Source organism: Methanosarcina sp. KYL-1 (assembly GCF_024372725.1).
Lineage (GTDB): Archaea > Halobacteriota > Methanosarcinia > Methanosarcinales > Methanosarcinaceae > Methanosarcina.
Genome location: NZ_VOUA01000002.1, coordinates 327801 through 335038, shown reverse-complemented (window position 1 = coordinate 335038; position 7238 = coordinate 327801). Strand labels below are relative to the sequence as shown.

Here is a 7238-nt window from a genome sequence, read left to right as displayed (position 1 = left end):
TCATAATGAAGAAGAAATAGAGTCAGAAATATTGAATATGGAGGATATTCACTGGAAGATACTGAGGCTCATGGGAGAGAAATATGAAAATATCTATCTCTAATTACGTTAACCTGCCGAAGGCAGGGTATTATCATATTTCTCTGGATTTTTCTCATACCATTCGAATTTCTTCTTTAAATCGCTTGACAACTTTTTCAAGCCGGTTGGAGTATTTTCATATTCTATATGACGTAACTGTGATATGTCAAAAGGAGCTTGAGCATTACTTTTCTCTTTAATTAAAATTGTACCGGGCCGAGAAGCATGTCTTACCCCAAGTTCATAATAAACATTTGGGTTAGGATGAGTGATGTCAGCTACTACGTATCGACAGTTAGTTAATAATTCGATAATTTGATCTGTTATTGTACCTTGATCTGGAATTTCATCGGCCCTTATGATTTTTAGTGAAGGGTTTGCAATCTTTATTGCTTCTGATATTAGATCTGTGTACTTATCTTTGAGCTCTTGAGCTGAAACTTCTATATTCCCATATTTTTGAGTGCCGATTGGCATTATAATAAAGCAAGTTTTCTCCATATTCATAGTCCTTTAATTATTGAGTTGTAAACAGATATTAAAAACATAAAGTGTTTTATTTGATCAAAAAGTTAACGATTTTTTAGACTTACGTTTATTTCTCGCATCGAATTCGGCTGTATCTGGCCTGCAAGCCAAGAAAAATATATCTGTCGGAGCTTTATGCTTCTTTAAGGCCCTGAATGCTATAGGGAAATACCCCTCCTAGTGCGAGGAATTCTTCTCTTGGTCCCGGAAACCTCTTTTCAATCTAAACACTATAAAGTATGCCCGCTAGATTGCCTGGCGGCGCCTCCTCAAAAGGAATAAAAAGAAATCTATAAAAGAATGGTATCTTCGCTTTTTTTTATACACAGGATTCGGGCAGGTCCAACAGCATGGAAGTGCAGGAAAAGAAATGCCTGTAGATATCATTACGGGTATTTTGGAATAATATCAACTTTATTAGAATCTTACAAAAAAGAATAAAATGTTTTTACTTCAAGCATTCCACCGTGCAGCAGGCTTTGATTAATGCCCCCTCTTTCCAAGCTCGCTGTCAACAACGAGAAGGGCTGCCCCGTCTTCTCCTGCAAGTTTGAGTTTTGCAATGATAGCGTTGTCGTTTGCTTCTTCTTCTACCTGTTCTGCCACAAACCACTGCAGGAAGATGCTCGTGGCATAGTCTTTTTCCGCTACAGCCTGTTCGAGGAGTTCCCGGATTGAGCGGGTTATGAACTGTTCGTGGGCAAGGGTTTTTTCAAACATTTCCAGGGGCGTCCCAAACTCGGTGGGAGGTTTTTCAATAGCCTCAAGTTCCACCCGGGCTCCCTGTTCAACAAGATATTTGTAGATCTTGCCTGCATGTTCAGTTTCTTCTCCATACTGGACTTTGAACCACCTGGCAAAACCGGCAAGTCCCCGGTATGAACAGTACGCTGACATTGCCAGGTACAGGTATGCGGAGTATATTTCTTTGTTGACCTGTTCGTTCAGTGCTTTTTCCATCTTTGCATTCAGCATTGCTTTCCCCCATCTGATTAATGGATTCCTTAATGGATCTTTCAATTGATTCTTTCAATTGATTCTTTCAATTGATTCTTTCCAGAAAATTTACTTTTTCAGGAGCAGGGCGCGCGCACGACAAGCACCTCTGTTTTTGCATGCCTCACGACCTTTTCCGTAACTCCGCCCAGCAGGAAGCGGTCGACTCCGGCTTTTCCCTGCGTTCCCATTACTATCATATCAACGTCATTTTTTTCTGCAAAATTCAGGATTTCCAGGGCAGGGTGTCCCTGTAGAAGGACGGCTTTTACCGGAACTCCTGCTTCTTTTCCCATCTCCTCTATCTCCGCGACCGCCTCACTTCCCTCTTTTCCAAGTTCCCAGTCGTAGCTTTCGGGCATCAGAGGAGAACAGCAGCCAGTGGCTGCAACGTATACGGCATAGACCTCTGCGCCGGTCTTTTTTGCGATTTCAAGCCCCGAACAGGCTGCACTTCTTGCGTTTTCCGAGCCGTCGGTTGCAATTAAGATTTTCCTGTAGGGCTTTCGTTTCATATTCTACCCCCTGTAACTTTCTTGATTCCGGTTTTTTCCGGGTTTCGATTTTTTTCCTGGTTTTGGTTTTTTTCCGGATTTCGATTTTCTCCGGGCTTCGGTTTTTTCCGGTTTCTGGTTTTTCAGGAGCTCTTCCCGGGTACGACCAGGACCGGGACCTTTGTGTTCCTCACGACTTTTTCGGACACACTCCCGAGCAGGAATCGCTCAATATCGGTTTTTCCGAGCGATCCTACAACAATCATATCCATGTCCTGTTCTTCTGCAAAACTGAGAATTTTTTCAGCCGGGCGCCCTTCAAAGGTTACGAATTCAACCTCAATTCCTGCTTCTTTTGCAGCTTCTTCCACTGCAACGGTTGCTTCAAGTCCCTGGGTTTTAAACTGTTCGTCCATTGTTTTTTTCCATCTGTCATCTCCCCTAACCAGAGAATGCACGGTTGTATCCATGACATAGAGAGCATAGACCTTTGCCTGGCTTAACCTTGCAATTTCCATCCCCGCTCTTATTGCCTGTCTGGCATTTTCCGAGCCATCAGTAGCAATAAGGATTTTTTTGTAATAGTCGCTTTTCATGCCTTTTCCCCCTCCGGTCCCTTCCAACCGGATTTTTGATCTTCCATTCCCCTCTAACCCCCGCTACCGGGGTTTTGTTTCTCATGTACTCTGGTCGCGGACGATCAGGACCGAAACTTTTGCGTTCCTGACGACTTTTTCGGACACGCTGCCTATAAGGAAGCGTTCGATCCTGCTTTTTCCGAGCGATCCTATAACTATCAGTTCAATCCCGTTTTTTTCCGCAAAGTTGACTATTTCTTCAGCCGGATGCCCTTCGAGAAGCACGGATTCAACCTCTACCCCTGCCCTTTTTCCCGTGTTTTCCACATAAGAGGTTGCTTCAAGCCCGAAATTCCTGAACTGTTCATACATGACATCTTCCCATCTCGGGTCTTTCGGGACCGATGAATAAGCAGAAGTGTCTATAACATAAGCTGCGTGGACTTTTGCCCTGCTCAGGCGGGCGAACTCAATTCCGGCATCTGCTGCTTTTTTTGCACTTTCAGAACCGTCGGTAGCAATCATGATTTTGTTATAAAGTTCCCTGTCCGTACTCTGGTCCCCCACTGTATTTTAAGCACCTTTCCTTTTTTAAGCCCCTTATTTGAATATTGGTGCATCCATATTAATAATTTTCATCCTCTAAATTTCCCGGTGCAGATTGACATACGCATTTCGGCATAAATAGTATATACTTCTTATACCTATTTTGAAAGAGGAGGGCAGATTTTGGGAAAACAGGAAATCAAATCACTCAGAACCAAATCACTCGGAATCCGGTTTTTCAGGATCCTTATACTTATGTCCGTTCTCCTGGCTTTCACATCCGGGAGCGGCTGCCTCCGGAGTTTTGAAGAAGAAAGTTACTACAATATCAGGGATATGGACATTTCTGCAGACCGTGTAGGGGCTGCTTTTGTAGACCTTAACGTCACGACTTACGTTGAAAAATATCACGGGGATACGGAGAAAAACACTTCCCTTCTCCTCAAGGCTTACAACAGGGAGAGCGGACTCCTTGAGGTGGAGAAGAAAGTGGAACTCGGGACATTTGAAAAAGGGGAAACAAAAGCTGTAAGCCAGGCCCTGAGCCTCCCGAAAACCGGGGGATACGAGCTCCGTTCCGTCCTGTTTGAAGAAAAAACCCAGAAGGGTAGCGGGGAAATCAAGGTTTACAACCTGGATGCCCTTCCTGCCGACCTGGAGGACATAGGGCTTGAGATTTCCGAAATGGACTTTCAGGTAAGGAAGGTCGAAAACGGAAAAGTCCTGATTGAAAACGACATCTACCTGACAAATGAGGGCATGGAGACCAGCCAGGACTTCCGGATGCTTGTCAAGGTCCGGGAGATGGATGCCGGGCTCCTGGCCGATAAGGTCTGGACCGGGACCGGAAAAATCAGGCCCCAGACAACGGTCATCAGGAGTGTCAACCTTACAATGCCCGACCAGTACAACTACGTAGTTGAAGTCCTGATCTGGAACAACGATACAGTTGTCAAGCGCGGGGAGGACTACATCCAGCTTAGCCCGAAAATCAAGGTCAAGGACGATTCCAATACGGCAGTCCGGAAGATCGAGACAAGCGATTTCGAAAGCAGTGAAGAGAGGGAGCCGATCCCTGAAGATGAATACGCCGCAGAAGAAGAGGCTACTCCAGGATTTGGCATGTTCTTTTCCGCAGTTCTGATGTGCTCTGCAGTACTTTTCATGTCCAGGAGGCGGTTTAGATGAATGAGGCAGAAGACATTAAGGCAGGGATGGCCGGGGGAAAAGAGGAAAAAACTTCAGACCTGGGAGATAACTTCAAAAAAGGAGTGTTTCTGATTGCCATGCTGCTCCTGCTTGTGGCAACCTTCCAGTTCTACTTCTCTATCGAGCGGATAATTGAGATGTGGTTCGAGTACCAGTACGTCCCCATTTTCAGGGCAGTGTATAACTTTTTAGTCCTGGTCGCAAGCCTTTACATCATCAGGCTGTACATCCTGAAGCGCTGAGTACGCAAAAAGATTTGAAACCAGGGCTGGAAGGGGCCTGAATTTCAGGCCTCTCCAAGTAATTTTTTTACGGTTTCGAGTACAAGGACCGCGTCTTCCTTTTTTACGTCAACTCCGCTCTTAATGCAAAAGTCCCGAAGGGGGACTCCTTTTTCTTCCGGGATAAGGCCCTTTTTAACCCCTTCTTTTACAAGCCCGAGATAGCTCCTGTCAGGGTAGTAGGTGTTGATTGCAAGTTTAAGGAGGGAGCCGTGCTCTTCTTCGGTGACCAGCCCTGCGGCAAGGGCTGCTTGCAGGTTTTCCCTCATATTGACAAGGGGTATGGAGATGGACTCGAAGGTATCGGGGTTCGTGCTTACGGCTACCTCGTCGTCGGACTCGATTACCCCGTCCCGGTACCACCCGTAAATTTTCCCGACTCCGATCATCCCGTGGGAGTCCAGTTCCGAGGCCCGGAGGGCTCCCATGCTCGAGCCCCCTACCACTTTGATCCCGGCATCCAGGGCGGCTATGATCTCCCTGTGCCCGACAGCTGCCCTGTCAAAGAAGATCCCGTCGATTATCCCTATGACTTTATACCCCTGCCGGACAAACTTTTCCAGCTGGAATCTTTTTACCGGGGGCTGGTAGTTTGCCGTAAGGATTGTCCTGGCTTCCTCGTGGCTGATGCTTGAGCCGGCAAAGACCACTGCTTTTGCTTTCATCTTCTTTTCCACGGCTTTTCGCTTTTGTCCCGGAAGGAATTTTTCTTCTTTCCTGATGCAAGCCTTCTTCCTCTGCGTTCTGAGTCGATGGTAAAGAGTTCAAAGCCGGGGATGATCACCCTGACAACGGGCACTGCAATTTCTTCCCTCGAGAGGTCCACTACAAGCACCCTCCCTGCAATGCCTTTGAGATTCTCCAGGATCGCATCGATGTTTTCGGCAGGGCTTCCCCGGGAGAGGTCCTGCACTTCGGAGAGGGAAACTTTCTCCCCTTCTTCGAACCAGAACCAGTTCAGGCGCTTCATCCTTTCGTACCCTACGTCCCGGATAAAGCCTTCTCTTGCGGTATCTTCCCTTGCGCCCTGGATCTGGACGACCCTGGACTGGGCAGCTTCCGTAATGGCCCTGGCAACTGCAATCTCGGGTTTAAGGTGGGAACCTGCCCCCATGACCATGAGGGCCGGGTCTTTCAGTTTCACGTCATCGCTTGCCGCAATCACCGTCGGGATTCCGGTGTCCGTGGGGACCAGCCAGAGTTTGAGCTCTATCCCTTCTTCTTTGAACTTCCGGGCAAGCTCGTAGACGTACCCGTCTTCTTCCGTCAGCACGATTTCTTTTCCCATGTCCCGGGAAAAGTGGGCAGCGCTGATAGCGTCTCTTTCGATGACTTCAAGCATCCCGTGGAGAATGGCTTCTTCGAGCACGTTTCCGGAGGCCAGCCCGTTGGTGTTGCTCAGGAAAAGTTTCTGGCACATGTTAGGGGCTTCGTAAGGGTGGAAAACCGCATTGGCGCTTACAAGCACTTCTTCTTTGTTCAGCAAATCGTATGCCGTAACCCAGTCAATCAGAGCACCCGGAATAAGCGGCTGGGGAAGGAGAAGGGACTCCGGGGGGACTATGCTGTAACTATTTCCAGCTTTGTCTACAGTATCGACAAGGGTGGGGGAGGAAATGTCGCTCCTGATATTTGCGTTCATGCCTGCCCTTTCAGCCAGGCAGCGCTCAAAACTTTCCATGATTGCCGAAATCCGGGCCCTCTGTTCGGTTGAGCCTTTTCCGGAGTAGATGGAGATTGCCCCATAGGCTGCACTGGGCCGGATTGCCGAAAAGACCGGGATTCCGAGCCTGTCCAGGTTCGTGATGTCCGCAATCCGGGTCACACCTATGCTCTTTAAATGGTCTTTCGTGTTTTCCAGGGTTGTGGCCTCGTCATATACGCGCTGGGTGCCTTCTATATATGAGAGGGACCTGTCAATTTTTATCTCGGACATAATTAGAAACCTTCCTTTTTCCTATTATATACTTTGTGATTTTTCCGGAAGAATTATGGGAGAAGTATGAAACTTTCCAGGACGTTTTTCCCTTATTTTTCCTGAGATGTTTTATCCCGAGGGCTTTTTTGATAAGCTGAATTAATCCTATATAGTGAAGGGTTCTATAAGTATGTAATAGGGTTTATAAGGGGGTTTTGTCCGACGAATCTTAAAAAATTAATTCTGGAAGAAAATGTAGGGGGTTTTGACCTCCTTGTGCGAACGGCGCTGGGGGTACTTGCAATCATTGCTCTGGCAATGAACCTTGTGAAAAGTTCTCCATTGAAATGGGTCGTTGCCGTGATAGCTTTTACAGGACTGTTTACCTCGATAATGCGGCACTGCTCTCCATATGTTATCCTGGGGATCAACACCGCAAAAAAATAATCGGTATTTTAAATTAAAATCGAGAGGGGACAGCAAAGTATGCAGGCTGAGAAGGGAGTAGAGGGTCCTGATTTCCATACTAATGAAGTGAATGAGCAGCAGGAAAGCCCTGGTCAGGCCCATAAATAGACCGGCGACGTGCAAAATGAGGGAAATAAAG

10 protein-coding genes are annotated in these 7238 nt (G+C 47.0%); 3 read left to right on the top strand and 7 right to left on the bottom strand.

The annotated features are described in order from the left end of the window. Window positions 1-108: 108 nt before the first annotated feature. From FTO70_RS03550 to FTO70_RS03530, 5 genes are all read right to left on the bottom strand, one after another. Window positions 109-558, bottom strand: a complete 450-nt coding sequence (locus FTO70_RS03550) for a hypothetical protein (protein ID WP_255334310.1) — start codon at window positions 556-558, stop codon at window positions 109-111. A gap of 534 nt (window positions 559-1092) precedes the next feature. After that, on the bottom strand, window positions 1093-1584 hold the full coding sequence (locus FTO70_RS03545; protein ID WP_255334309.1) for a ferritin: 492 nt from the start codon (window positions 1582-1584) through the stop codon (window positions 1093-1095). A gap of 98 nt (window positions 1585-1682) precedes the next feature. Continuing rightward, window positions 1683-2120 (bottom strand): universal stress protein, encoded by a 438-nt coding sequence (locus tag FTO70_RS03540; protein ID WP_255334308.1) that lies wholly within the window; start codon window positions 2118-2120, stop codon window positions 1683-1685. A 122-nt stretch (window positions 2121-2242) separates the two neighbouring features. Further along, complete coding sequence (locus FTO70_RS03535) at window positions 2243-2695, bottom strand: universal stress protein (RefSeq protein WP_255334307.1); 453 nt, start codon at window positions 2693-2695, stop codon at window positions 2243-2245. A gap of 81 nt (window positions 2696-2776) precedes the next feature. Then, on the bottom strand, window positions 2777-3244 hold the full coding sequence (locus FTO70_RS03530; RefSeq protein ID WP_369694321.1) for a universal stress protein: 468 nt from the start codon (window positions 3242-3244) through the stop codon (window positions 2777-2779). A gap of 162 nt (window positions 3245-3406) precedes the next feature. Between FTO70_RS03530 and FTO70_RS03525 the strand changes: the two genes are divergently transcribed. Beyond that, window positions 3407-4411: a hypothetical protein gene (locus FTO70_RS03525; protein WP_255334306.1), complete on the top strand. Its 1005-nt coding sequence runs from the start codon at window positions 3407-3409 to the stop codon at window positions 4409-4411. Next, complete coding sequence (locus FTO70_RS03520) at window positions 4408-4674, top strand: hypothetical protein (protein WP_255334305.1); 267 nt, start codon at window positions 4408-4410, stop codon at window positions 4672-4674. The genes FTO70_RS03525 and FTO70_RS03520 overlap by 4 nt, the downstream gene beginning before the upstream one ends. A 44-nt stretch (window positions 4675-4718) precedes the next feature. Here the strand turns inward: FTO70_RS03520 and FTO70_RS03515 are convergent, their stop codons facing one another. Then, window positions 4719-5378: a TfuA-related McrA-glycine thioamidation protein gene (locus tag FTO70_RS03515; RefSeq protein WP_255334304.1), complete on the bottom strand. Its 660-nt coding sequence runs from the start codon at window positions 5376-5378 to the stop codon at window positions 4719-4721. Continuing rightward, window positions 5375-6649 (bottom strand): YcaO-related McrA-glycine thioamidation protein, encoded by a 1275-nt coding sequence (locus FTO70_RS03510; RefSeq protein WP_255334303.1) that lies wholly within the window; start codon window positions 6647-6649, stop codon window positions 5375-5377. The genes FTO70_RS03515 and FTO70_RS03510 overlap by 4 nt, the downstream gene beginning before the upstream one ends. A gap of 144 nt (window positions 6650-6793) precedes the next feature. On the opposite strand from FTO70_RS03510, the gene FTO70_RS03505 reads away from it, so the two are divergent. Beyond that, complete coding sequence (locus FTO70_RS03505) at window positions 6794-7078, top strand: DUF2892 domain-containing protein (protein WP_369694324.1); 285 nt, start codon at window positions 6794-6796, stop codon at window positions 7076-7078. The last annotated feature ends 160 nt before the right edge of the window (window positions 7079-7238 follow it).